Below are 21,253 nucleotides of genomic sequence, written 5' to 3' on the forward strand. Positions count from 1 at the left end.
AACAAACTGATCAAGGACCCGCTATCCTTGCTCGCTTTACCGCCAGCCGGTGCTCGCGCCAGACGGTGAACAGGCCGGCTCCAACGACAGTCACCGCGCCGACCACCATGTTCACGGAGAGATGTTCGCCAAAGAACGTGACGGCGATGACGGCGCTGAGAACGAGTTGCAGGTAGGTGATCGGCTGCACCTCGACGGCTGTCAGCAGCCCGTAGGCGCGTATCAGGCAGTAGTGGCTGAGCGTCCCGCAGACGCACAGCGCCGCTAGCGCCGGCCAGTCGGCGGGCGGGATCGTGGTCCAGTAGAACGGGCCGATAACGGAGATGGCGATGGCGCCCACGACCCCCGCATAGAACGTGCTCGTTATCGCGCTGTCCTTATGGCTGACGGCGCGGGTGGCGACGCTGTAGAGCGCAAACAACAGTGCGGCGCCGAGCGGCAACAGCAGGAAGACGTCGAAGTGGACGCCGACCGGATTGATGATGACGAGCACTCCGACCAACCCCACGAGTACGGCGGTGGCACGTCGCCAGCCGACATGCTCTCCAAGGAGCGGGACCGACAGCACCGTCACCAAGAGAGGGGTCGCCTGGAAAACCGACTGGCTCATGGCAAGGCCGGCGTGCTTGAAGGCAAAAACCACAACGACGATTTCCGAGACAAGCAGGACGCCGCGCACCACCTGAAGCCACGGGTGCGCGGTTTTCGCTACCCGCCGGACACCGCCCGACGAGGCTGAGGCGAGCAGCGTCACGAAAACAGCAAATGCCCAGAAGCGGAACATCGTCACAAGAATGGGCGGATAACGGTCGCCAAGAAACTTGGTAAACCCGTCCTGGGCAGCAAAAATTGTCACCGCAAGGAGGGCAAAGATATAGCCGCGCGTTTTATCGTTCATTGCATAGCTTTGGATTTGCAGCCAATCGGATTGCCGTACTGACGGTTCATGGTTCGAAGGAGGCGCTCGCGAGATGTCTGACGACGCGCCGCGCAGCACTCAATCTATGACTTCAAAGCGCCTAGCAAGTCATTTCTCCGGCACTTATGTAGCGATTGCATTGAAAACAAAAACGCCCGCCATGAGCGGGCATCAGACTGCTGACAAACTCTGACGGCTTACCAGGACTGCGCCGCCATCCGCCGTCACCCCGGACTCGATCCGGGGTCCAGCGCGCGCAAGTCCTTGCGCGCAAAAGACTTTTTCTCGCCGCCGACGCGGCGCGGCTGGATCCCGGCTCAAGGCCGGGATGACGGAGAGAACGGACAGCTCTGGCAAAAAAGAGTGCTTTGTCAGCAAACTGACGCTCGCCATGAGCGGACATTTTCGATGAAGTCGACGTTATTATAGCAAGACGTCCAGTCCCTTGCGCTCGACGAGATCAAGAATCTTGATCGCCGTGCTGCTTGGTTTCTTACTCCCTTGTTCCCATGCGGCAACCGTAATTTTTTTAACGTTGAGAAAGCTGGCAAACACAGCCTGGCTAGCCTTTGTAGAGGCCCTGATCTTCTTGATCTCGTCGGGAGAATAGTTCCGCAAAGGAGGGAGGGAGAGTGCGTCGAACTCCCTCATCGTGACGTCGTCGACAAAGCCTGCATCATGCAGGCTTGCCGCAGACTTATGTACGTTCTTCAGAATCCGGCTCATGGCACGCGATCTCCAATATCTTCGTTTTCTCCGGCGTCGCTCCCAATCGGAGCGCTGCCGCATTCGTTTGCCGTCACGCCTTGGCCGAGATTGCGCTCAGCTCTTCGAGATCGAGGTCTCGTTCCAGTTCGTGCAGCGTCTCGTCATCGATATCGCCGGCGCGGTGGAGGCGTATGAGTTCGCGGCGGCCGGTGGCGACGGCTTCGAGAATGACGTCGAAATGCGCGTGCAGCATCGGCGAGTAGTGTTCGGTACGCGCGGCATAGTCGACGCTTGCCGTGGCCCTGCGCTGATATTGCGCCAGCAATTGAGGATGGATGAGCTTCCCCTCGCCGTCGTAGGCGAGGCCTTGGACGGTCGCAAACTGCGCCTGGGCCATGGCGGCTTCGGCTTGGCTCATGTTGAGGCGCGCCTTTTCCGACACCTGCTCGGTCAGCCTTGCCCAGGCGATTACGCCGCCGAGGGTGGTCCCCTGCAGGAGCACCGTTCCGACAATGACCGCAAACGACGTGACCAGGATGAAGTCACGGCCGGGGAAGCCTTCCGGCACGCTCAGCGCCAGCGCCAGTGTCACGACGCCGCGAACGGCCGCCCAGCTGACGACGGTTGCGCCGCGGGCGCCGAGCGGCTTGTATCGATCTATGCCGACGACATTGCAGAGCTTGATCAAAAAGTCGGATCCGAATACCCAGGCGAAGCGCGCAAGGGTGAGTGCGACCAGGATCACAAGTATCGGCAATCCCATGGTTGCGATCACGACGCCAAAGCCGCCGCCACGTTCGACGACGCCCCGCAGCGACAACCCGATCAGCACGAAGACCGCGGCTTCCATCAGAAAAACGATCACGGTCCAGAAGGATGTGCCGCGTATGCGCGTCGAGGCCGAAAAGGCCGTGTGCTGGTACCAGCTCGCGATCAGGCCCGTGGTCACGGTCGCGATGACGCCCGAGACATGAATGCGTTCGCCGAGGAGGTAAGAGGTCCAGCACAACAGGGTCGTGGCGGCGATCATCAAATAATCATCGCCGAGCCTGCGTATGAATAGGACCCAGACCGTTCCGACGGCGATCCCGACAAGGGCGCCGCCCGCGGCCAAAAGCAAAAAGCTCCCCACCGCATCGGTCGTGCTGATGGCGCCCGTGACGCCGGCCGCGACCGCGAACCGGAAGAGCACCAGGCCGCTGGCGTCGTTGAGCAGGCTTTCGCCTTCGAGCAGGATCTGCAGGCGCCGGGGCAACTTTACCCGTTGCAAGACAGCGCGGGCGGAGATCGCATCGGGCGGCGAGACGATCGCGCCGAGTGCCGCGCATGCGGCCCAGGGCAGCGATGGAAATAGAAGATGGGTCACCACTGCCACGACCGCGCAGGTGAAAAACACGGCGCCGATGGCAAGCGAGGAAATACCGATCATATGCCGGCGCAAAGGACGCAGAGCTATGGTCCAGGCACCATCCATCAAGAGCGGCGGCAGGAAGATGACGAGCACCAAACCGGGATCGACCGTAATCGTCGGCAGCCCCGGCAGGAAGGCGAGCAACGCGCCGCCGGCAAGCAGCGCCACGGATGGCGGCAGCCCCAGCCTGTCGGCGGCATAGTGCAGCGCGATGATCGCCACAAACATCCCGATAACCAGCTCGAATAAATGCGTGGGGTCCATATACTTGTTTCCTAATATGATTTTGCTTGGCGATGGCCCCCATTACAAAGCGCGTTTTGTCAAAACGCAATCGCCCGAGGATGCGGATCCGGCCAAACCGAAAAGAAAATCGAACTCCCCGCTGCTTATCCCAGATTGACGCAAGGGCCGCCCGACCGTGACTACGCCTGATCACAGGGTGCGGATGTCCCGAATGATTACAAAAAGTTCATGGAACAAATAACGAGGCGAGAAGTTTGTATGCCGGCGATGCATGCCGAGCGACAACTGCCGAAGTCTTGTTTGGGCAGGGTGTCCCCCCCTCTTGGCGCGATTCGCCGCTGACTTCCTAACTTGGCCCCGCATCTTGCGGGGCCTTCTTTTTATCCCCGGTGAAAGACCCTCGCAGGCTGCCGCGACCCGGTGTCGCATATTATTTCAAGCATATACTATTGTTCTTAACGATTGGATAACCCATATGCGGATCGGCTCGAGGGAAACTCCTCGGCGTTGTGGTGGTCTGAGCCGCCGCATGGCGGGCACTGGTGCCCGGGGCCCTATCGCCCATGTCATGCGCCGGCAGCGCTGACCCTATTTCATGGAGACGAAAGAGATCATGGCTTTAGTTACGGCAGCAAACATTCTTGTGCTTGGCCCCGCTATCGAACGCCGTGCCGTTATCCGAGGCACATGGCTGAACGTGTTCGACGTGGCCGTGCCGTCCGGCAGCCGCGTGCCGCCGCTTTGCCACCCAGGCACGAAGGTGATCAGGGTCGTGGAAGGCCGTCTCCATTTCTGGCAGTTGACCGACAACGGCCCGCGGGAATTCGAGGCGCTGGCCGGCGACATCGTGCACATCGAGCCCTATATGCCGCATGGCTATTGGAACAGGAGCGGCTCGACCGCGGTGTTTTCGGTCGTCCTCGACAGCAATCTCGCCGAACTCTACGAGGCGCTCGCATCCATCACGTCGCGAGGCGATGATGCCGTGGCTGATACCGTGACCATCGCGAACAACCTTGGCGTTAGCATCCTGCCGCTTGATTTTCCGCTGACTGCCCGGTCGCCGGACAGCGACGCAACAATTCCGTCACATGAGGCAGGTAGAGCTGAATTTCGTCTTCGCTCTTGCGAAAGCGCCCGTTCATCTTCACACTATGACCCATGCCCGACAGCGAGCCGTCCAGTCCCCATTCACTGAAGTCCGACCCATCCGGTCGGGACGACGCTGTCGGTGACGACTGTAGACGACAGCTTCCTCTTACCCGCATTTCCCATTTTTCGCCCCTGCCTGTCCGCGTTCGCATAGAAGCGATGCGCCGAAAGGCGGGGCGTTTTCGCATGTTCCCAACAACAGAGGAGAGAATTGGCAGCGCCTCCACCCGCCCTGCCAAGCTTGAATATCTATGATCTTCGACTGGATCGCCGACCCCTCCGCGTGGGTTGGCCTTTTGACGCTCGTCGTGCTCGAAATCGTGCTCGGCATCGACAACCTCGTCTTCATCGCCATCCTTGCCGAGCGACTGCCGCCACACCAGCGCGACGCGGCACGCCTGACCGGCCTTGGGCTTGCGCTCGGCATACGCCTTGTCCTGCTAGCCTCGATCGCCTGGGTCGTGACGCTCACGAACCCGCTCTTTCATGTGATGGACTTCGGCTTTTCCGGTCGCGATCTCATTCTCATCGTCGGCGGCCTCTTCCTTCTGTTCAAGGGCACGATGGAGCTACACGAGCGACTGGAAGGCGAGCAGCATGACGGCGAAAAGAAGCGGGCTCACGCGGTCTTCTGGCAGGTGATCGTCCAGATCGTCGTGCTCGACGCGATCTTCTCGCTCGACAGCGTCATTACCGCCGTCGGCATGGTCAAGGAACTGCAGGTCATGATGCTCGCCGTCGTGATCGCTGTCGGCTTCATGCTGTTCTTGTCGAAGCCGCTGACGATCTTCGTCTCGAAGCACCCGACCGTCGTCATGCTCTGCCTCGGCTTCCTGATGATGATCGGCTTCTCGCTGATCGTCGAAGGTTTTGGCGTGCACGTGCCCAAGGGCTATCTCTACGCGGCGATCGGCTTCTCGATCATCATCGAGGCGCTGAACCAGCTCGCCCGCCACAACAAGGAGCGCTCGATCACGCGCGGCAACATTCGCGACCGCACCGCGGATGCGGTGCTCAACCTGCTTGGCGGCGGCGGACGGACGCAGGGCGCGGCGCTGGGGCAGACTTCCGACCCGACCGCGGCGCAACTTGCCGACCAGCAGGTGTTTTCGACCGAGGAGAAGGACATGATCCAGGGCGTCCTGACGCTCGCCGACCGTTCCGCCCGCTCGATCATGACGCCGCGCATCGATATCGAGTGGCTGGACCTCGACGCGCCCGAAGCGGAGCTGCAGCGTCGCGTCGCCGATCTCGGCCACTCCCGTTTCCCTGTCGCCCGTGGCAGCCTCGACCAGTTCATCGGCGTTGCCAGCGCCCGCGACCTGATGCGCGACCTGATGAAGGACGGCGGCATCGATCCCGAGCGCTCGATCCGCCAGCCGCTTATCGTGCACGAAAGCATCACGGCACTGAAGCTGATGGAGCAACTGCGCCGCTCCAGCCAGTCCGTCGCCGTCATCCTCGACGAGTACGGCGCGCTTGAAGGCATGGTGACCACCGGCGATCTCCTGGAAGCGATCGCCGGCGAATTCCCCGACGAAGACGAGGAGCGGCTGACGATCGAGCACGGCGACGACGGATCGCTGACCGTCGACGGCTGGATGGACATCCGCCAGGCCTCGCGGCTGGTCGAGGCCGACCTCGTCGACGAGGCAGACCGCTATTCGACGCTGGCCGGCTACATCCTGTGGGGTCTCGGCCACCTGCCGCAGGAGGGCGAACGCTTCGTCGACGGCAATCTCTCCTTCGACGTCGTCAAGCTCGACGGTCGCAACATCGACAAGGTTCGCATCCAGCGCATAGAAGAGGTAACCTAGCGCATCGTCGGGCGAAGGTCGCCCCGTTGAGGAGGCACGATGGCTCATCACACCGCCGCCTATGTTTTCGACGCCTACGGCACGCTGTTTGACGTGCACGCGGCGGTGCGCCGACATGCCGACCGCGCCGGACCGGAGGGGCAACGGCTTTCCGAGATCTGGCGCGCGAAGCAACTCGAATACAGCTGGACGCGGTCGCTGATGGATGCCTATCGCGATTTCGAGACGCTGACCGCGGAAGCGCTCGACTTCGCCTTCGCCTGCGTGCCGAGCGTCGACCCGGCGCTCAGGAACGACCTCATCGCCGCTTACCGCACGCTCGATTGTTTCTCCGAGGTGCCGCATGTGCTGAAGACGCTGAAGGACCATGGCGCGCGGATCGCCATCCTGTCGAACGGAACGCCGGCGATGCTCGAAACGGCCATCCGGCACAACGCGCTGACGTCGGTCATCGACGACGTGTTTTCCGTCGATGCCGTGCGCATCTATAAAACCGCGCCCGCGGCCTACGAGCTCGTCACCACCGCCTACCGGCTCTATCCGAACGCCGTCTCCTTCCAGTCCTCCAACCGTTGGGACATCGCGGGGGCGACGAAATTCGGCTTCCGTGGGGTCTGGATCAACCGCCAGCATGCACAGGACGAATATCGCGACCTCGGCCCCTCCGTCATCCTGCCGTCGCTTGACGGGCTTATCGCCGCTTCCGCCGAAGAATAGGGGACGCCATGGCCTGGTCCGCGAGCCAATATGTGAAGTTCGAAGACGAGCGCACCCGCCCTGCCCGCGATCTTCTGGCGCAGGTGCCGCTTGAGCGCATCGGCCGCGCCATCGATCTCGGCTGCGGCCCGGGAAACTCCACCGAACTCATCGTCGAGCGCTTCGGCGCCCCCGGTGTGCTCGGGCTCGACAGCGATGTGAACATGCTGGAGGCGGCGCGCGAGCGCCTGCCCGGCGTCCCCTTCGTCGAGGCCGACCTTTCGACCTGGTATCCGTCGGAACCGGCCGACCTCTTGTTCGCCAACGCGGTCTTCCAATGGCTTCCCGGTCATCTCGACATTTTCGACCGGTTGATGGAAGGGTTGAGCGCCGGCGGCGTTCTGGCGGTCCAGATGCCGGACAATCTTGCCGAGCCGACACACCTGCTGATGGAGGAAACGGCGCAGGCCGGTCCGTGGAAGACGAAGTTCGAAACGAGCGTGCGCCGCAAACCCTTGCCCGCGCCTTCGGTCTATTACGACCGCCTTATGCCGAAGTCGGCGCGCGTCGATCTCTGGCACACGATCTACAATCACCCCATGGAGAATGCGGCGGCGATCGTCGAATGGGTCAAGGGCACCGGCCTGCGCCCCTATCTCGACGCCGCCGGCCCCGACCACCGCGATGCGTTTGCCGCCGACTACCTCGCCCGCATCGTAAAAGCCTACCCGCCGCTCAGCGACGGCCGGGTCCTGCTGCGCTTCCCGCGGCTGTTCATGGTGGCCGTGAAGGCTTAGATATCCGCGCTTGCAGCAACGTTCGGCCACACTATAGTTAGCGCTATCGATGTTTGCTTACGGAGATACTCGCATGCCCAAGCAGAATGCTCTGGAAATCGATCTGGATCCCGAGCTTCGGTCCGCGTTCGTAGCCGCAGCGGAATCGGCGCACCGCTCCACCGACGATCTCCTTCGCGAACTCGTCCAGGACTATGTCGACGCGCAGCACGAGGAACCGGGATACACAGACTTCGTCAGGGCAAAGGTTGAGCGTGCCAGAACGTCCATGGAACGTGGGCAGGGCCGCGCCAATACGGACGTCGAAGCCGCGTTCGCGGCACTGCGCAGCCGCCTAAAAACCTTAACATGAAAATTATCTGGACACCGCAAGCAGAGCTCGACCGTCTAGAAATCTTTCAATTCATAGCTAGCGAAAATCCCGCTGCCAGCATCCGGATGGATCAACTTTTCGCTCGCTTCGTGGAGCGGCTCGCGGACTTTCCGCAGCTTGGACGGCCAGGCATGGTTGAAGGAACACGAGAAATAATTCCACATCGGCACTATCGCCTGATTTACGAAATCTTGGGCGACGAAATCTGGGTGCTTGCGCTGTTGCACACCGCGCGTCAATGGCCTCCAATGGAGGCGTGAAGAATGTGTCGAAGGCAACAATGAGGTGACGCCATGAGCGGCTCAGCAATTCGTCCCACCCCGCCCGTCACCCTCGTCATATTCGGCGCAACAGGCGATCTCACCCGCCGGCTGCTGATCCCGGCAATCGTCAATCTGGCGAGGGGTGGGCTCGTCGGCGACGATCTGCATATTCTCGGCCTCGGCATCGAGCCGGGCGGCACGGACATGCTGCTCGAGCGCCTCGACACGTTTCTGGCGACCCTTGACGGGATCGTGGAGGATGACGCCTGGAAGCGGTTGCGGCAGCGCATCTCCTATATTTCGGGCGATTTCTCAGGCGATGCCATCTATGAGGACGTCGGCCGCTATCTCGACAAATCGCCGACCGGCAACGCTGCCTTCTATTTCGCCGTGCCGCCGCAATTCTTCGGCAGCATCGTCGAAAAGCTGGCGGAGCATAAATTGACGGTCGAGAAGCCCGGCGCTTTCCGGCGGATCGCGATCGAAAAGCCGTTCGGAACCGATCTCGCCTCGGCAAAGGCGCTCAATGCCCGCATTCTTGCGCGGGTATCGGAGACCCAAGTCTTCCGCCTCGATCACTTCCTTGGCAAGGAAACCGTTCAAAACATCATGACGGCGCGCTTCGCCAACATGATGATCGAGTCGCTCTGGAACAGCAATTATATCGACCATGTCCAGGTTTCGGCCGCCGAGATCGTCGACGTCGGCACGCGTGGCAAGTTCTTCGACGCGACCGGCGCGCTTCGCGACATGGTGCCGAACCACCTCTTCCAGCTCCTCGCCATGGTCGCCATGGAGCCGCCGAACAGCTTCAGCGCCGAGGCGATCCGCAACGAGAAGAGCAAGCTTCTGCAGGCGCTCAGGATCTATACGCCGGAGGAAGCGGCCGCCCATTCCGTGCGCGGCGTCTATACCGGCGGCACGCTGGAGGGGAAGGCGATCCCCGCCTACCTCGAGACGAAGGACGTATCGCCCGACAGCACGACGGAGACCTATGTCGCGCTGAAACTCTATGCCGATACCTGGCGCTGGGCAGGCGTGCCGTTCTATATCCGCACCGGCAAGGCGATGAAGGCGCGCGACACCGAAATCGTCGTCACCTTCCGGCCGGTTCCCTTCGCCCAATTTCGCGAGACGGACGTCAATCACAACATGCCGCCGAACCGGCTTATCATCCAGGTCCAGCCCGACGAGGGCCTCAGCATGGAAATCTCCATCAAGGCGCCGGGGCTCTCGGTCGATACCGTGCCGGTGTCGCTGGATTTCCGCTACGGCGACCGCTTCGACATCGGCAAGATGACCGGTTACGAATCCCTGCTCTACGACCTCTTCATCGGCGACCAGACGCTGTTCCAGCGCGCCGACGGCATCGAAGCAGGCTGGGCGGCGGTTCAGCCCTTTCTCGACCTCTGGGCAAGCGGCGGAAAACCGGACCCCTACGCCCCCGGAAGCCCCGGCCCCGCCTCCGCCGACGCCCTGATCGCAAAGGACGGCAGGCGCTGGCACGAGCTTGGAACATCCGGCGAGAAGAAAGGCTGACAGGATCTCTCGCGGTCGCGCGTCCCATGCGCGGTTGCGGATTTCATCCGCGAGCGCGTTCGCGTTCATTCAAAGCCCCGCGTCGTTTGCTTTAGTACTTCAGGGAATTGTGCAGCAGGACAAACATAGATTTAAATATATTGTAGTAACAAAAAATGGCGATTATATTCGACCCGGCGAAACGCGATCGAACACGCAGCGAACGACAGCTTGATTTTGAACGCTGCGGAGAGGTGTTCGACGGAAATCACATCACGATTGAGGATGATCGGAAAGATTACGGCGAACGACGCTATTTCACCATCGGGCTGCTAGACGAACGAATGGTGGTGGTCGTTTGGACGCCCCGCGATGGTCACGAGCGGATCATCAGCATGAGGAAGGCCAATGACAGAGAGCAAAGATATTATGCCGATCGACTGGACGGATCCGGATGATGCGCCGGATCTTTCCGCAGTCGAATGGGCAGAAAAGATTGCCGCCGCGCCCGTCAGGCGTGGCCGTCCGAAATCGGACAATCCCAAGGCGTTGACGACGATCAGGCTGGATGCCGACATTGTCGAGCGCTTTCGCCAGGACGGCCCGGGCTGGCAATCGCGCATCAACGCCGCCCTTCGGGAGTGGCTTGCCAAGCATTGACGGCAAGAGGTCGCGAAAAATTCTCGCCGCGCAGGCTGGGACGAACAGACCGCCGACAAAGGCTCATTCTCCCCGCGGACGGGGAGAATGAATGACGGTAGCGATATTTTTCAGACGAACTGGCTGAGGCCGGGGATCGAGCCGACCACTTCGTCGACGATGCTGTCTCCTGCGTGCTGGCGGGCGATGGAGATGGTTTCCTTGGCAAGCGACGAGATCTCGCCCATGCCGAGGCCTTCGCTCATCAATGCCTGGCCGAGCCCCATGATGCCGCCGCCGACGCCGATGGCGCTCATCAGTCCGCCGAGCAGACCGCCGCCACCGGTTTCAGCACCATTGTACTGCGCGACGAGGTCGGAGGCGCCGGGGATCGATTGGATCATGTGGGCGACCGGGCCGTCCGGCGCTTCGCGCTGCAGGAAACCGAGCATCATGCCGAGGGCCTTTTCCGCCACATCAGGCGCAATGCCAACCTTGGTAGCGATCTGGTCTACGATTTCGTTCATTCTGGCCTCCTTATATATTGACGTTGACGTCAACGTAATTGAACTTCTCGAGCGAAACAAGCCGCCTTTTGCGACCATCCGCAAGTTTCGCGCCCCCGGCCTCGGGTCGCTTACACGGACGGTTGTCGCTCCCGACGTGCCTGCTATAACGACAAGGCGAGAATGACACTGACAGTATGACGTGGGAATAACGCTGAGTCGATCCGCAGCCACGCCGGACGACCGACCGCAGGAGCCGGACAGCATGCCGCAGGACCAGCAGATTTTCATCGGCGCCAGCCGCAAGAACGACGACAGTCTCAACAAGGACGAATACCTGACGCTCAAATTCGGCAATCGCCACGGGCTCGTCACCGGCGCCACGGGCACCGGCAAGACAGTGACGTTGCAGGTGCTGGCGGAGGGCTTTTCCAAGGCCGGCGTGCCGGTCTTCTGCTCCGATATCAAGGGCGACCTTTCCGGCATTGCCGTCAAGGGCGAGCCTAAGGATTTTCTCCTGAAGCGCGCCGAGGAAATCGGGCTTTCCCCTTATGTATTCGAGCAGTTCCCGGTGATCTTCTGGGATCTTTACGGCGAGAAGGGCCACCGCGTGCGCACCACCATCGCCGAAATGGGGCCGCTCTTGCTCGCTCGACTGATGGACGCCTCGGAAGCGCAGGAGGGCGTTCTCAACATCGCCTTCAAGATCGCCGACAAGGGCGGCATGCCGCTGCTCGACCTCAAGGACCTGCAGGCCTTGCTCAACTACATGGGCGAGAATGCGACGGAACTGTCGAGCCAGTTCGGCCTGATCGCCAAGGCCTCCGTCGGCTCGATCCAGCGGTCGCTGCTGGTGCTTGAACAGCAGGGAGCCGAACACTTCTTCGGCGAACCGGCGCTGAAGATCACCGACATCATGCGCGTCAGCCAGCAGGGCTACGGGCAGATCTCGGTGCTCGCCGCCGACAAGCTGATGATGAACCCGCGCCTCTATGCGACCTTCCTGCTCTGGCTGCTTTCGGAACTCTTCGAGGAATTGCCTGAGGTTGGCGATCCTGAAAAACCGAAGCTGGTCTTCTTCTTCGACGAGGCGCATCTCCTCTTCAACGACGCGCCGAGGGTGCTGATCGAGCGCGTCGAGCAAGTGGTGCGCCTGATCCGCTCAAAGGGCGTCGGCGTCTATTTCGTCACGCAGAACCCGCTGGACGTGCCCGAAACGGTGCTGGCACAGCTCGGCAACCGGGTGCAGCACGCGCTGCGCGCCTATAGCCCACGCGAGCAGAAGGCGGTGAAGACCGCCGCCGACACCTTCCGCCCGAACCCCGCCTTCGACTGCGCAAGCGTCATCACGAACCTCGGCACCGGCGAGGCGCTGGTTTCGATGCTGGAGGGCAAGGGTGCGCCTTCGATGGTGGAGCGCACGCTCGTGCGGCCGCCATCCGGCCGTGTCGGCCCCGTGACCGACGGCGAGCGCCAGGCGATCATCAACGCGAGCCCGGTCGCTGGCCAATACGACCAGGATGTCGACCGACAATCGGCCTACGAAATCCTCACCGCGCGCGCCCAGAAAAACGCCGAACAGGACGCCGCCAAGCAGCCCGAACAGGAAAACGCCGGCAGCCGCTGGACCCTTCCGGGCTTCGGCGACGACGACAAGGCGGCCGCCCCCGCCGGCCAACCGCGAGGCCGCTCCGGCTACCAGCGCGAGACGATCGTCGAAGCGGCGATGAAAAGCGTGGCGCGAACCGTCGCCACCCAGGTCGGGCGGGCGCTGGTGCGCGGAATTCTCGGCAGCCTGAAACGGTAACCGGCAGCGCTGGCGACGGTATACGACGGTGGCCAGCGAGGGCGTGGGTAGGCGCCCTCCGACTGCTGACAAGGCGTGCCAACGGCTCTTTCGTCAGCATCTGCAACCGTTTGATTTTATTGAGGCGCAGCAGATCCTCGGCACAAGGCCGAGGATGACGCCGCGTGGGGAGCGAGGAAGCCATGAAAACACCGCTGTCGCTGCTCGCCTGTGCGCTGCTTCTGATGGCGTGCCAACAGACCACGTCGGAGTTGCAGCCGATCCCCGGCAGCATCACCTATGGCGGCCAGCCGACGCAGAAACTGATGAAGTCGCCGATCGGCAGCCTGTTGCCTCATACGTTTACCGACCAGTGGGGAGACCGGGTGAAGGAAATCTATATCCTCCAGCCCGACCGCACCCTGAAACTGGTCAGCCGATTCTATATCGACTCGCCCTTCGACTGATCGCCGAAGCATCCATCAACGAACGCTGGCCGCGGCGGCGAAGAACGCTTCCGGGCTCTCCACCTCGACCAGCCGCTTGCGCTCGATCTGCCAGAACCGGTTGCCGATCGCGCGCACGAAGCTGCGGTCGTGGGAAACGAGCAGGCAGCTCACCTGATGCGCCATCAGCTCGCTTTCGAGCGCTTCCTGTCCCTCGATGTCGAGATGGTTGGTCGGTTCGTCGAGCAGGTAGAAGTTCGGGTTTGAAAGCCTGAGCACCAGCATGCCGAGCCGCGCCTTCTGGCCGCCGGAAAGCCGGCTGATCGGGCGAGCCTGAATGTCGATGTTCATGCCCGCGCCGGCAAGCAGCGCCCGTGCCCGCTGGTCGCCGACCTCGAAACGGCGGATAATCGTCTCCATCGGCGTTTCCTTGTCATTGAGGTCGGCCAGCGCCTGGTCGCTGTAGCCAAGCACCAGCGAAGGCGTCGCCTTGATGCCGTCGACAGCCGTTTCCGGATTGCCGATCGCGTTGCGCAGCATGACGACCAGCCGGGTTTTGCCGGCGCCGTTCGGCCCGAGCAGCACGATGCGATCGCCCTGGCAGATGAACTGCTTGCCGGTGCGAAAGAGCACGGTGCCGTCGGGTGTCCTCACCTCCGCATCATCGAGGGTCACCAGCACCTTGGCATGGGTGCCGCGATTGGCGAGCCTGACGGCACCCGCCGAGCGCTCCAGATGCGCGGGCTTTGCCGCGTCCTCCAGCCTTTCGGCGCGCTCCCTCAGCTGCTTCGTCTTGACCACCAGGAGGTCGCTGCCGGAATTGATGCCGATATTGTTGAGCTTGGCAGCCTGCTTGCGCAATTGCTCGGCGGTCTTCATGTCGCGTTCGTAACGGCGCGCGTCAGCGGCATCGGCCTCCTCGAGTGCCGCTCGCGCCCGCGAGTAAGGCAGCGAAAAGATCTGGCTCTGCTCCGGCCGCAGGAAGAGCGTCCGGTTGGTGACCGCGTCGAGAAAGGCGCGGTCGTGGCTTGCAAGGATCACCGGCACGTCGCGGGGCAGCGCGTTCAGCCATTCCTCCAGTGCCGCGATCTTGCCGAGATCGAGATGGTTGGTGGGCTCGTCCAGCATCAGCACGTCGGGCTCGGTCACCCAGACGCGGGCAAGCATCGCCAACCGCTGCCAGCCGCCGCTGAGCGCCTTCAACGGCCGCTCGCGGAATTCTTCAGGCACATCCAGCGAGGCGAGCACTACATCGACGCGCCAGCTTTCGCTCTCAGCCTGCTCTCGCGGAAGCGCACCGAGCACCGCATCGTAGAGGGAAAGCTCGAAGAGCGCCGGAGGCACGTTCTGCTCGACATAGCCGACCGTCAGCCCGCGCGCTCTCGTGATCTCGCCATCGGTTGCGTCGAGTTCGCTGGCGATGCAGCGAAAGAGCGTCGACTTGCCGCGCCCGTTGGCGGCAACGAGGCCGATCCGGTCTCCGGCGTTGACGACAAGGTTGAGTTTCGAGAACAACGGGCTCGACAGGACGACGCCGAGGTTGCGGATATTGATGAGGGTCATCTTCGCTCTCTGGTCTTTTTCCCCGTGACGTTTGATCGAGGGCGCTCGGCCATCATCGATGAATGTGTCGGCGGAAAGGGATATGAGATCGCAGACGCCGAGCATTAAGCTTGGCACTGCGGGCCACGAAGGGCGGACCAGAAAAGAAACGGTTGCGAGAAACGGCCTCTGGTCAGCCCTGCAAACGCATTTGCAGGGCGTTGACGGGGCCACGTTGCCGGTTGAACCGGAAATAATAGTTGTGCACGTGACCCTCCTTTCTCATGGGCGTGAAGTGACGCAAGGATAGACATGCTCGACGCAAGTCGCAAGTCGTCTCCGGCAGCATCTAAGCGCAAAGCGGCAGGCTACGCCTCCAAGCAGCCGCCGCCCTGCGGGACGCGGCAGCCCTGCCCTACCGTCCCGGTGCGACCAGGGCGAACATGGCGCCTTGCGGGTCGAGGCACTGGATGATCCATTGGCCGCCGGGGACTTCCATCGGGCCGTTGAGGACCTGGCCGCCGGCGGCCTTGACCCTGAGGTCGGCGGCGTCGATGGCGGGAACGTTGAAATAGAAGGTCCAGGCGGCGGACGGCATGCCGGCCGGCTTGTTCATCATGCCGCCGATCTCGGCGTCGTTATGGGCAAAGATCCTGTAGACGCCCATCGGCCCCATATCCATGTCGCGGCTGAGCGTCCATCCGAAGTGCTTCGAATAGAAATCGAAGGCCTTTTCGCCGTCGCCGGCGTAGAGTTCGTGCCAGCCGGTTGTGCCCGGCGTTCCCGGGGCGACAGGCGGCGGCGGCTCGCCGGGATTGGGCTTGAAGAGAGCGATTGCGGCGCCCTGCGGGTCGCCGACGATCGCGAAGCGGCCGATGCCGGGAATATCGGCGGCAGGGCGATGAACGACGCCACCGTCGGTGACGATATCAGCGGCCGCCGTGTCGACGTCCTTGACCGAGATATAGCCGAGCCACATCGGCGGAATACCCATGCTGCGGGCGCTTTCGGGCAAGTCCATCGATCCGGCCACGGGTCGTTCGCCCGCCGTGAACATGGTGTAGTTCATGCCCTCCATGCCGGCATCCTGGGCTCCCCAACCGACGACGTCCTTATAGAAGGTCTCGGCGGCGGCCATATCCGTCGTCATCAGTTCGTACCAAACGAAGGTCCCATGCTCCTGCGCCATTACCATTCTCCCTGTTGTATCCTTAAGGCGCCTCGCCGCCCGCGCGAAAAGGATGCAGCAGGATTGCGAACGGCGGATGAAGTCGCCTTGAACCCGAAAGAAGAATGGTAGGGAAGTTTCCTCAGTAGGCAAGCGCACCCACCCGCCAAAAGGCGACATAATTAAATATTCCACATTTGCGTGTATCTTCTGGAGCGAGTTCAGCCCGCTCGTTCCAGGTTTAGCGGCAGCGGCGATACTGCGCGGTCATGATGCGGCGCCAGTCGCCTTCGGGCGTCATCATTTCGGAGGCGAAGGTGCGGTTGTCATCGTCGTCAAAGGCGATGAACTCGCGGTATTTCGCCGTTTCCCCTGAACGCGTCATATCGGGACCCGAGGTATGGAGCGTCAGCGTTTGGCCCGCTTTTTCAAGCAAATCCTCGTCGAGCGATCCCTCGTAGATCCAGAGATGGTTGATGACCGTGTCGATCCAGGCGCCGACATATTTCTTTCGGGCGGGATCGTAGCCAAGCGTCAGCATGGTCGTGGCGGTGCCCCCGCCCGGCATCTCGCCGTGGCCTTCGCAGACCACCCAAAGCCCGTTCAGCGAGCGCACGCTTTCGCGCCAGACGCCGCGTTCGGGATTGCTGCTCGTTGCGTCGGCCACCAGATCCCAGCGGCCGACCAGCCGGTCGAGGAAAGCGTGCTCTTTCGATCGTTCCGTCGCCATGGCGCGCCTCTCCTATTCAATGGCAGGCGGCCTCGGCTTTCCGGCCTTCGTATTCGTCGTGGCGGCGCACGAAATCCATCGTCGACCCTTCGTTGCGGCCCTTTGGCGCGCGGTCGAGGATCATCAGCGTGGCGATCATCTCTTCCGGCCCTCGGGCGTAGCTGGAATAGGTGTGGAAGACGTCGCCTTTTTCGTCCTTGTAGAAGGCGCTGATACCAGGCAGTTCGTCGTTGGCCTCATCAGGCGCAATGGCGGTGAAATTGTAGAACACCTTGTCGCGCGACAGCTCCTCCTCGGTGAAGGAGACGTGATAGTCGAAATTGAAATCGTTGCCGAAAGCGGAGACCCAGGGGAATTTCCATCCCATGCGCCGCTTGTAGGCGTCGATTTTTGGCATCGGCGCGCGGGAGACCGCGACGAGCGTGACATCGTGGTGGTTGAGGTGCGGCAGCGTGCCGTCGAAATGGTCCGCGAGGAAAGAGCAGCCCGGGCAGCCGGCCTCCCAATCGGGGCCGAGCATGAAATGATAGATCATCAGCTGGCTGCGACCATCGAAGAGATCGCTCAGGCTCTTCTTGCCATCAGGCGTATCAAAGACATAATTCTTTTCGACCTTGACCCACGGAAGCGCCAGGCGCTCCGCATTGACCTTGTCGCGCAGGTGGGTAGCTTCTTTTTCCCTGGCGAGCAGCGCGCGGCGCGCCTCCAGCCAGACTTCTCGTGAAACGACTTCGTTCATTGGTACGCCCTCCTCGGCGCGGCCTCTTTCCGATCTTTCACTTGACTGATTACATTGATATCAATATTACATAATCATGTCAAACGCGATCGACCTGCCCTATGCGACGACGCTTCTGGTGCGCGACACCTGCCTCTGCCTGCATGTGCAGCGCGCCGCGCGGGCCTTGGCGCGCCGTTTTGATGAGGCGCTGAGGCCGGTTGGGCTGACCAACGGCCAGTTTTCACTGCTGATGTCGCTGAACCGCCCGGAGCCGCCACCGATGGGGCCGGTGGCGAACCTGCTCGCCATGGATCAGACGACGCTGACGGCGGCATTGAAGCCGCTGGAGCGGCGCGGCTGGGTGGCGATCACCCGCAACCCCAAGGACGGGCGCGGCCGTTTGCTTGCACTCACGCTTGCCGGCAAGGCCGTGCTTGCCGCCGCCGTACCGATCTGGGAGGCAACCCACGCCGAAGTCGAGGCGAAACTTGGCGGCAACGCGAATGACCTCCGGGGCGAACTGCTGGCCTTGTCTTGAAGTCCCGCGTCGCGTTCTCGTCAGGCGTTCCCCGCCCTTCTATCTTGAAATTGACGCCCCAATGCGCGGATCGCCATCGAAGTCCAGGCGGGAAAAGCCGATGCGGTGCCGCGGAAAATCGCAAAGCGCCTGAACGCCTGCCGGCGAGAGCCGGATCCGCCAGGTCTGTCGCTCGACCGGCTCACGCGCGGCAAAGGCGCGCGCCGACAGCAACGCGATGTTTTTCCCGTGCTGCGGATCGCGAACGGAGCGGTAGAGTATAGCCTCGATGCCGCCGGCACGCCGCATCGGCCAGTGCCTGGCAGGCGGCATAGTCGACCGGATCGCCCCATGCCGCCTGATCGCGATCAAGCGGCGGCAGCTCGGTGTCGATCGCGGCTTTCGTATCAATCGCGGCGGAAAAGGCGGTGTATTCGGCGGCATTCGCCGGGAGCGGCGTTTGCGGCGAATCGGCAAAGAACAGCAGCCGGTAGAAGGCCATTTCGGCGAGTGCCGTCTCGACCCTTTCGGACGCATAGAAAACGCCGAGCGTCCGCCCTGCCCGCCTGAAACGGGAGCCGTGCGGATAGACGGCGCCATAGCGAAACGGGGTCGCCAGCAGATAGTCGAGACCCTCGCATTCCGGCGGCAAAGCGGGCTTGCTCTCCTCCAGCAGCCGTTCGAGGAGGGCCTGCTCCTCCAGCGTATCGACCAGCTTCAGCGTCGAAACCTGATGCTGCGCCTCGACCAGCCGCCAGTAGCGGCCACAGATCGCGACGGCCTCAGACGAGAGCGCGGCGGGCGTCCAGATAGGCAAGGACATCGGTCAATCCGGCTATGGTGACGATCTTGTCGATGGGGGCCGCGCCGAAAGCGCGGTTGGCATTGCGCAGCCATTGCCGCGCCACCGTCTCGTCGCCTCCGACGATGGCGTCGAGCGAGCGGAAGAGACGCACGAAAAGGATGGCAAGCTCGAAGGATTTGCTGCCACGCTCCAGCAGGTGGTCCTGCCGCTTCATCCGCGATACGCTTGCCTCGGACAGACCGAGGATGTCGGCAAGCGCACGAGCTTTGAGCCCGAGCCTCTCGGCTGCCGCCACCGCGGCCTTCGTAATCACCTCTGCCTCGGATGAGGTCAGAGACGGGGTTATCGACGGGATCGGCATCTCTCGCATCCTTTCCATGGAAAGAATATAGCGATTATATTTCACATGAAAAGGTACATTCGCAGATATCGCTCTCCTCCCGCGTCCAGCGGAAGGAGAAGCGGTCTCTTGGGGGTCGGCGGCCGATCAAACGACCGTGAAGGCCACTTCGGTCGAAGTGCGCATGGCGTGGCTGTAGGGGCAGACGATGTGCGCGGCCGCGGCCAGCTTTTCGGCCTGAGCTTTCTCCAAGCCGGGAATGTGAACAGCCAGCGAAACCTCGATCCCGAAGCCGCCGCCGTCTTCGCGCGGGCCGATACCGACCGTCGCGGTGACCTTCGCATCTTCGGGGATCTTGATCTTCTGCTGGCCGGCGACAAATTTCAAAGCACCGAGGAAGCAGGCCGAATAACCGGCGGCAAAGAGTTGCTCGGGATTGGTGCCGGTCGCGCCGTCGCCGCCGAGTTCCTTTGGAACCGTGAGAGTGACGTCGAGAACGCCGTTCTCGGAAACAGCGTGACCTGCGCGGCCGCCGGTGGCGGATGCCTTGGTGGTGTAAAGAATCGGCATGTCGGATCTCCTTTTTGATTTGACAGAAACTTCAATATCGCACAATTTAATTGCACACAAGATAATTTTGCAGCTTTCTTTTGTGCTCGAAACTGGGAGAATTATCTCCAGCGAAATGGCAGGATTAGAATGACGGACAAGACCATCGACCCGGTGATACCGGAGGAAGAGAAGCGGCTCGAGCGCCAGCTCTGCTTTGCCGTCTATGCGACGGCCCACGCCTTTACCCGCGCCTACAAGCCGATCCTCGAGCGGGTGGGCCTCACCTATCCCCAGTATCTCGTGATGCTGGTGCTTTGGGAAAGGGACGTGATGCCGGTAAAGGTCATCGGCGAGCAGCTCGACCTCGATTCAGGAACGCTGTCGCCGCTTCTGAAACGCCTTGAGCAGACGGGGCTTGTCACCCGTGCCCGCGATCCGCGCGACGAACGGCAGGTGATCGTATCGCTGACGGAAAAGGGCAGCGCAATGCGCCGCGAAGTCGATACCATCATGACCGCGATCGGCCGGGCGGTCGGCTGCGGCCTGGATGAAGTGACCGCGTTGCGAGAACGGCTGCAGGCGCTGCGTGCCAACCTGACCGCGGCGGAGTGAGGCGTCTTGCCGTCACACGGCTCCATTCACCTTGCTGTTGAGGCAATTAGCGGAAGCGGCCGGCCCCGCGTCTCGTCGTCGAAACGGCCCGCCAGCCGGTCGCGATCCAACTTCTAGAAGGTTGCTCATTTCAAAGAAACGGCAGGAATAGACGACGTTTAGCGCAACTACAGCACGACAACGCGCGCTTTGTTCGGAACCCGATTGTAGAGATCGATGACATCCTGGTTGAGCAGGCGGATGCAGCCGGAAGAGACGGCCTTGCCGATCGAGCGCCAGTCGGGATTGCCGTGCAGGCGATAGAGCGTGTCCTGCCCGTCCTTGAAGATGTAGAGCGCGCGGGCGCCGAGCGGGTTCTTCAGGCCGGGATCCATGCCGCCGTTGGCGATCGAATATTTGACCAGTTCCGGCTGGCGCCCGACCATTTCGTCCGGCGGGTTCCAGCGTGGCCATTTCTGCCGCCACTGAATGACCCCCTCGCCTTCCCATTCGAAGCCCTGGCGGCCGACGCCGATGCCGTAGCGCATGGCGGTCGCATTGTTTTCGACCACGTAGAGGAAGCGGTTATTTGGATCGACGACGACAGTCCCCCCCGGCTGGCCGGTCGGGTTGGGCACGTGCTGGCGATAATAGCGCGGGTCTATCTGCTGATAGGGGATGGCAGGGAGTTCGTGCCCCTCGTCGTTCATGGCCGCATACATGTAGGCCGGATCCGGCTGCGGCCCGCCATAGCCCTGCTCGTAGTAGCCGCCGATGGGCTGAGCGCCGCCGAAGGTATTGTAGGCGGGGTCACCGTACTGAACGGTCTGAACGACCGGTCCGCCGTAGCTCGGATAGGATGCGCAGCCCGAAAGTGCTGACGCGGCGCCGAAACCGGCAAATGCAAGGAAATTGCGACGGGAGAGGAAAGACTGAACCATATCGACGGCTTCGCTCCTGGAACGGACGACAGGAAGAACGAGTGGGCCGCCGGCTGAGAATCATCTTCT

Annotated in this window: 25 protein-coding genes and 1 pseudogene; 14 read left to right on the top strand and 12 right to left on the bottom strand. The window is 62.1% G+C overall.

Annotation, left to right across the window (positions count from 1 at the left end):
- Positions 1–10 precede the first annotated feature (10 nt).
- Positions 11–898 carry a DMT family transporter gene (locus AB4048_RS15200; RefSeq protein ID WP_442202803.1) on the bottom strand — a complete coding sequence of 296 codons (888 nt, stop codon included), beginning with the start codon at positions 896–898 and terminating at the stop codon, positions 11–13.
- 73 nt (positions 899–971) lie between these two features.
- On the opposite strand from AB4048_RS15200, the gene AB4048_RS15205 reads away from it, so the two are divergent.
- Positions 972–1,112: a hypothetical protein gene (locus AB4048_RS15205; protein WP_442202804.1), complete on the top strand. Its 141-nt coding sequence runs from the start codon at positions 972–974 to the stop codon at positions 1,110–1,112.
- Between the two features lie 230 nt (positions 1,113–1,342).
- Here the strand turns inward: AB4048_RS15205 and AB4048_RS15210 are convergent, their stop codons facing one another.
- Positions 1,343–1,645, bottom strand: coding sequence for a helix-turn-helix domain-containing protein (locus AB4048_RS15210; RefSeq protein ID WP_442202805.1), 303 nt, complete (start codon positions 1,643–1,645; stop codon positions 1,343–1,345).
- Between the two features lie 73 nt (positions 1,646–1,718).
- Positions 1,719–3,302 (bottom strand): Na+/H+ antiporter, encoded by a 1,584-nt coding sequence (locus tag AB4048_RS15215; RefSeq protein WP_442202806.1) that lies wholly within the window; start codon positions 3,300–3,302, stop codon positions 1,719–1,721.
- A 595-nt stretch (positions 3,303–3,897) separates the two neighbouring features.
- Between AB4048_RS15215 and AB4048_RS15220 the strand changes: the two genes are divergently transcribed.
- The 9 genes from AB4048_RS15220 to AB4048_RS15260 all read left to right on the top strand — a co-directional run bounded on the left by AB4048_RS15220 (position 3,898) and on the right by AB4048_RS15260 (position 10,560).
- Positions 3,898–4,482, top strand: coding sequence for a cupin domain-containing protein (locus AB4048_RS15220; protein WP_442202807.1), 585 nt, complete (start codon positions 3,898–3,900; stop codon positions 4,480–4,482).
- A 199-nt stretch (positions 4,483–4,681) separates the two neighbouring features.
- On the top strand, positions 4,682–6,253 hold the full coding sequence (locus AB4048_RS15225; protein WP_442202918.1) for a TerC family protein: 1,572 nt from the start codon (positions 4,682–4,684) through the stop codon (positions 6,251–6,253).
- 39 nt (positions 6,254–6,292) lie between these two features.
- Positions 6,293–6,970 carry a haloacid dehalogenase type II gene (locus tag AB4048_RS15230; protein ID WP_442202808.1) on the top strand — a complete coding sequence of 226 codons (678 nt, stop codon included), beginning with the start codon at positions 6,293–6,295 and terminating at the stop codon, positions 6,968–6,970.
- An 8-nt stretch (positions 6,971–6,978) separates the two neighbouring features.
- Complete coding sequence (gene tam / locus AB4048_RS15235) at positions 6,979–7,746, top strand: trans-aconitate 2-methyltransferase (RefSeq protein WP_442202809.1); 768 nt, start codon at positions 6,979–6,981, stop codon at positions 7,744–7,746.
- Positions 7,747–7,819: 73 nt separating this feature from the next.
- The gene (locus AB4048_RS15240; protein WP_442202810.1) at positions 7,820–8,098 is read left to right on the top strand and encodes a hypothetical protein; all 279 of its coding nucleotides are present in this window, start codon (positions 7,820–7,822) and stop codon (positions 8,096–8,098) included.
- Positions 8,095–8,379, top strand: coding sequence for a type II toxin-antitoxin system RelE/ParE family toxin (locus AB4048_RS15245; RefSeq protein WP_442202811.1), 285 nt, complete (start codon positions 8,095–8,097; stop codon positions 8,377–8,379). The genes AB4048_RS15240 and AB4048_RS15245 overlap by 4 nt, the downstream gene beginning before the upstream one ends.
- Before the next feature lie 33 nt (positions 8,380–8,412).
- On the top strand, positions 8,413–9,921 hold the full coding sequence (gene zwf, locus AB4048_RS15250; protein WP_442202812.1) for a glucose-6-phosphate dehydrogenase: 1,509 nt from the start codon (positions 8,413–8,415) through the stop codon (positions 9,919–9,921).
- 155 nt (positions 9,922–10,076) lie between these two features.
- Positions 10,077–10,358, top strand: coding sequence for a BrnT family toxin (locus AB4048_RS15255; protein WP_442202813.1), 282 nt, complete (start codon positions 10,077–10,079; stop codon positions 10,356–10,358).
- On the top strand, positions 10,309–10,560 hold the full coding sequence (locus tag AB4048_RS15260) for a BrnA antitoxin family protein (RefSeq protein WP_442202814.1): 252 nt from the start codon (positions 10,309–10,311) through the stop codon (positions 10,558–10,560). The genes AB4048_RS15255 and AB4048_RS15260 overlap by 50 nt, the downstream gene beginning before the upstream one ends.
- Before the next feature lie 110 nt (positions 10,561–10,670).
- Here the strand turns inward: AB4048_RS15260 and AB4048_RS15265 are convergent, their stop codons facing one another.
- Positions 10,671–11,066 (bottom strand): hypothetical protein, encoded by a 396-nt coding sequence (locus tag AB4048_RS15265; protein ID WP_442202815.1) that lies wholly within the window; start codon positions 11,064–11,066, stop codon positions 10,671–10,673.
- 244 nt (positions 11,067–11,310) lie between these two features.
- Between AB4048_RS15265 and AB4048_RS15270 the strand changes: the two genes are divergently transcribed.
- Positions 11,311–12,852, top strand: coding sequence for a helicase HerA-like C-terminal domain-containing protein (locus tag AB4048_RS15270; RefSeq protein ID WP_442202816.1), 1,542 nt, complete (start codon positions 11,311–11,313; stop codon positions 12,850–12,852).
- A gap of 182 nt (positions 12,853–13,034) precedes the next feature.
- A complete protein-coding gene (locus tag AB4048_RS15275; protein WP_442202817.1) occupies positions 13,035–13,298 on the top strand; it encodes a hypothetical protein in 264 nt (87 codons plus the stop codon).
- A gap of 15 nt (positions 13,299–13,313) precedes the next feature.
- Here the strand turns inward: AB4048_RS15275 and AB4048_RS15280 are convergent, their stop codons facing one another.
- The 4 genes from AB4048_RS15280 to AB4048_RS15295 all read right to left on the bottom strand — a co-directional run bounded on the left by AB4048_RS15280 (position 13,314) and on the right by AB4048_RS15295 (position 17,456).
- A complete protein-coding gene (locus AB4048_RS15280) occupies positions 13,314–14,840 on the bottom strand; it encodes an ABC-F family ATP-binding cassette domain-containing protein (RefSeq protein ID WP_442202818.1) in 1,527 nt (508 codons plus the stop codon).
- Positions 14,841–15,234: 394 nt separating this feature from the next.
- Positions 15,235–16,008: a VOC family protein gene (locus tag AB4048_RS15285; protein WP_442202819.1), complete on the bottom strand. Its 774-nt coding sequence runs from the start codon at positions 16,006–16,008 to the stop codon at positions 15,235–15,237.
- 220 nt (positions 16,009–16,228) lie between these two features.
- The gene (locus AB4048_RS15290; RefSeq protein ID WP_442202820.1) at positions 16,229–16,717 is read right to left on the bottom strand and encodes a DUF1579 domain-containing protein; all 489 of its coding nucleotides are present in this window, start codon (positions 16,715–16,717) and stop codon (positions 16,229–16,231) included.
- 16 nt (positions 16,718–16,733) lie between these two features.
- The gene (locus tag AB4048_RS15295) at positions 16,734–17,456 is read right to left on the bottom strand and encodes a DUF899 domain-containing protein (RefSeq protein ID WP_442202821.1); all 723 of its coding nucleotides are present in this window, start codon (positions 17,454–17,456) and stop codon (positions 16,734–16,736) included.
- A gap of 76 nt (positions 17,457–17,532) precedes the next feature.
- Here AB4048_RS15295 and AB4048_RS15300 point away from each other — a divergent pair, with 76 nt between their 5' ends.
- Positions 17,533–17,976: a MarR family winged helix-turn-helix transcriptional regulator gene (locus tag AB4048_RS15300; protein ID WP_442202822.1), complete on the top strand. Its 444-nt coding sequence runs from the start codon at positions 17,533–17,535 to the stop codon at positions 17,974–17,976.
- 39 nt (positions 17,977–18,015) lie between these two features.
- On the opposite strand, the pseudogene AB4048_RS15305 reads toward AB4048_RS15300, so the two are convergent.
- The 3 genes and pseudogenes from AB4048_RS15305 to AB4048_RS15315 all read right to left on the bottom strand — a co-directional run bounded on the left by AB4048_RS15305 (position 18,016) and on the right by AB4048_RS15315 (position 19,670).
- Positions 18,016–18,778, bottom strand: a pseudogene (locus tag AB4048_RS15305) (RES family NAD+ phosphorylase).
- Positions 18,738–19,121 (bottom strand): MbcA/ParS/Xre antitoxin family protein, encoded by a 384-nt coding sequence (locus AB4048_RS15310; protein ID WP_442202823.1) that lies wholly within the window; start codon positions 19,119–19,121, stop codon positions 18,738–18,740. Before AB4048_RS15310 ends, AB4048_RS15305 begins: the two are co-directional and overlap by 41 nt.
- 126 nt (positions 19,122–19,247) lie before the next feature.
- Positions 19,248–19,670: an organic hydroperoxide resistance protein gene (locus AB4048_RS15315; protein WP_442202824.1), complete on the bottom strand. Its 423-nt coding sequence runs from the start codon at positions 19,668–19,670 to the stop codon at positions 19,248–19,250.
- A 129-nt stretch (positions 19,671–19,799) separates the two neighbouring features.
- Here AB4048_RS15315 and AB4048_RS15320 point away from each other — a divergent pair, with 129 nt between their 5' ends.
- On the top strand, positions 19,800–20,264 hold the full coding sequence (locus AB4048_RS15320) for a MarR family winged helix-turn-helix transcriptional regulator (RefSeq protein WP_442202825.1): 465 nt from the start codon (positions 19,800–19,802) through the stop codon (positions 20,262–20,264).
- Between the two features lie 167 nt (positions 20,265–20,431).
- On the opposite strand, the gene AB4048_RS15325 is transcribed toward AB4048_RS15320, so the two are convergent.
- Positions 20,432–21,184 (bottom strand): L,D-transpeptidase, encoded by a 753-nt coding sequence (locus AB4048_RS15325; RefSeq protein ID WP_442202826.1) that lies wholly within the window; start codon positions 21,182–21,184, stop codon positions 20,432–20,434.
- Positions 21,185–21,253 lie beyond the last annotated feature (69 nt).

The organism is Rhizobium sp. RAF56, from assembly GCF_052113965.1.
Classification (GTDB): Bacteria; Pseudomonadota; Alphaproteobacteria; order Rhizobiales; family Rhizobiaceae; genus Rhizobium.

What these genes read in the sequence shown, in the direction of transcription:
- AB4048_RS15265 (WP_442202815.1), bottom strand. Translation starts at nt 11,066, where the DNA reads ATGAACGAAATCGTAGACCAGATCGCTACCAAGGTTGGCATTGCGCCT.
- AB4048_RS15205 (WP_442202804.1), top strand. Translation starts at nt 972, where the DNA reads ATGTCTGACGACGCGCCGCGCAGCACTCAATCTATGACTTCAAAGCGC.
- AB4048_RS15275 (WP_442202817.1), top strand. Translation starts at nt 13,035, where the DNA reads ATGAAAACACCGCTGTCGCTGCTCGCCTGTGCGCTGCTTCTGATGGCG.
- AB4048_RS15300 (WP_442202822.1), top strand. Translation starts at nt 17,533, where the DNA reads ATGTCAAACGCGATCGACCTGCCCTATGCGACGACGCTTCTGGTGCGC.
- AB4048_RS15315 (WP_442202824.1), bottom strand. Translation starts at nt 19,670, where the DNA reads ATGCCGATTCTTTACACCACCAAGGCATCCGCCACCGGCGGCCGCGCA.
- AB4048_RS15295 (WP_442202821.1), bottom strand. Translation starts at nt 17,456, where the DNA reads ATGAACGAAGTCGTTTCACGAGAAGTCTGGCTGGAGGCGCGCCGCGCG.
- AB4048_RS15270 (WP_442202816.1), top strand. Translation starts at nt 11,311, where the DNA reads ATGCCGCAGGACCAGCAGATTTTCATCGGCGCCAGCCGCAAGAACGAC.
- AB4048_RS15280 (WP_442202818.1), bottom strand. Translation starts at nt 14,840, where the DNA reads ATGACCCTCATCAATATCCGCAACCTCGGCGTCGTCCTGTCGAGCCCG.
- AB4048_RS15210 (WP_442202805.1), bottom strand. Translation starts at nt 1,645, where the DNA reads ATGAGCCGGATTCTGAAGAACGTACATAAGTCTGCGGCAAGCCTGCAT.
- AB4048_RS15230 (WP_442202808.1), top strand. Translation starts at nt 6,293, where the DNA reads ATGGCTCATCACACCGCCGCCTATGTTTTCGACGCCTACGGCACGCTG.
- zwf (WP_442202812.1), top strand. Translation starts at nt 8,413, where the DNA reads ATGAGCGGCTCAGCAATTCGTCCCACCCCGCCCGTCACCCTCGTCATA.
- AB4048_RS15290 (WP_442202820.1), bottom strand. Translation starts at nt 16,717, where the DNA reads ATGGCGACGGAACGATCGAAAGAGCACGCTTTCCTCGACCGGCTGGTC.
- AB4048_RS15320 (WP_442202825.1), top strand. Translation starts at nt 19,800, where the DNA reads ATGACGGACAAGACCATCGACCCGGTGATACCGGAGGAAGAGAAGCGG.
- AB4048_RS15200 (WP_442202803.1), bottom strand. Translation starts at nt 898, where the DNA reads ATGAACGATAAAACGCGCGGCTATATCTTTGCCCTCCTTGCGGTGACA.
- AB4048_RS15285 (WP_442202819.1), bottom strand. Translation starts at nt 16,008, where the DNA reads ATGGCGCAGGAGCATGGGACCTTCGTTTGGTACGAACTGATGACGACG.
- AB4048_RS15325 (WP_442202826.1), bottom strand. Translation starts at nt 21,184, where the DNA reads ATGGTTCAGTCTTTCCTCTCCCGTCGCAATTTCCTTGCATTTGCCGGT.
- AB4048_RS15310 (WP_442202823.1), bottom strand. Translation starts at nt 19,121, where the DNA reads ATGCCGATCCCGTCGATAACCCCGTCTCTGACCTCATCCGAGGCAGAG.
- AB4048_RS15215 (WP_442202806.1), bottom strand. Translation starts at nt 3,302, where the DNA reads ATGGACCCCACGCATTTATTCGAGCTGGTTATCGGGATGTTTGTGGCG.
- AB4048_RS15220 (WP_442202807.1), top strand. Translation starts at nt 3,898, where the DNA reads ATGGCTTTAGTTACGGCAGCAAACATTCTTGTGCTTGGCCCCGCTATC.
- AB4048_RS15255 (WP_442202813.1), top strand. Translation starts at nt 10,077, where the DNA reads ATGGCGATTATATTCGACCCGGCGAAACGCGATCGAACACGCAGCGAA.
- AB4048_RS15260 (WP_442202814.1), top strand. Translation starts at nt 10,309, where the DNA reads ATGACAGAGAGCAAAGATATTATGCCGATCGACTGGACGGATCCGGAT.
- AB4048_RS15240 (WP_442202810.1), top strand. Translation starts at nt 7,820, where the DNA reads ATGCCCAAGCAGAATGCTCTGGAAATCGATCTGGATCCCGAGCTTCGG.
- tam (WP_442202809.1), top strand. Translation starts at nt 6,979, where the DNA reads ATGGCCTGGTCCGCGAGCCAATATGTGAAGTTCGAAGACGAGCGCACC.
- AB4048_RS15245 (WP_442202811.1), top strand. Translation starts at nt 8,095, where the DNA reads ATGAAAATTATCTGGACACCGCAAGCAGAGCTCGACCGTCTAGAAATC.